1 protein-coding gene is annotated in these 1,152 nt (G+C 68.1%); it reads right to left on the minus strand.

Going from position 1 to position 1,152, the window contains the following annotated elements:
• A partial coding sequence (locus ACIBEF_RS32580) for a hypothetical protein (RefSeq protein WP_396797264.1) occupies window positions 1–1,152 on the minus strand: 1,152 nt, incomplete at both ends.

Consider the following 1,152-nt stretch of genomic DNA (forward strand, 5'->3'; position numbering starts at 1 on the left):
ATTTGTTGTCGGGGAGCGTGGTCGGGTTGTGGTGCAGGCCGTGCGCGGCCAACGCGGTGACCAACGCCGGATCCGGCGCCGCCGCCCGCCCCCCGCTGGCCGAGATGGTCCGCAGTCTGTTCACCAGTTGGCCGATGGGAACAGGGACGGTATGACCGGGCAGCATCACTGTGGTGTTCCGCGTGATGCGGGTGCCTACCGGCAGGCGGTTCAACGCCTGCGCATAGACCTGATCGGGCCAGCTGATTCTGGCGCCGCTGGGTAGCAGCCGCCATTTGCCGTCGGGAAGCGCGGTCGGGTTGCGGTGCAGGCCGTGCGCGGCCAACGCGGCGACCAATACCGGATCCGGCGCCGCCACCCGCCCCCCGCTGGCCGAGGGGCTCCGCAGTCTGTTCACCAGTTGGCCGATGGGAACAGGGACGGTATGACCGGGCAGCGTCACTGTGGTGTCGTGCGTGATGGGGGTGCCTACCGGTAGGCGGTTCAACGCCTGCGCATAGTCCTGATCGGGCCAGGTGATTTTGGCGCCGCTGGGTTGCAGCCGCCATTTGTTGTCGGGGAGCGTGGTCGGGTTGTGGTGCAGGCCGTGCGCGGCCAACGCGGCAATCAACGCCGGATCCGGCGCCGCCACCCGCCCCCCGCCGGCCGAGATGTTCCGGAGTCTGTTCACCAGTTTGCCGATGGGAACAGGGACGGGATGACCGGGCAGCGTCACTGTGGTGTCGTATGTGATGGGGGTGCCTACCGGTAGGCGGTTCAACGCCTGGGCATAGTCCTGATCGGTCCGGGTGATTTTGGCGCCGCTGGGTTGCAGCCGCCATTTGCCGTCGGGGAGTGCGGTCGGGTTGTGGTGCAGGCCGTGCGCGGCCAACGCGGCGACCAACACCGGATCCGGCGCCGCCACCCGCCCCCCGCTGGCCGAGGTGTTCCGCAGTCTGTTCACCAGTTGGCCGATGGGAACAGGGACGCTATGACCGGGCAGCGTCACTGTGGCGTCGTATGTGATGGGGGTGCCTACCGGTAGGCTGTTCAACGCCTGCGCATAGTCCTGATCGGGCCAGGTGATTTTGGCGCCGCTGGGTTGCAGTCGCCATTTGCCGTCGGGGAGCGTGGTCGGGTTGCGGTGCAGGCCGTGCGCGGCCAACGCGGTGA

The sequence above is a fragment of the Micromonospora sp. NPDC050795 genome, assembly GCF_044456785.1.
GTDB lineage: Bacteria > Actinomycetota > Actinomycetes > Mycobacteriales > Micromonosporaceae > Micromonospora.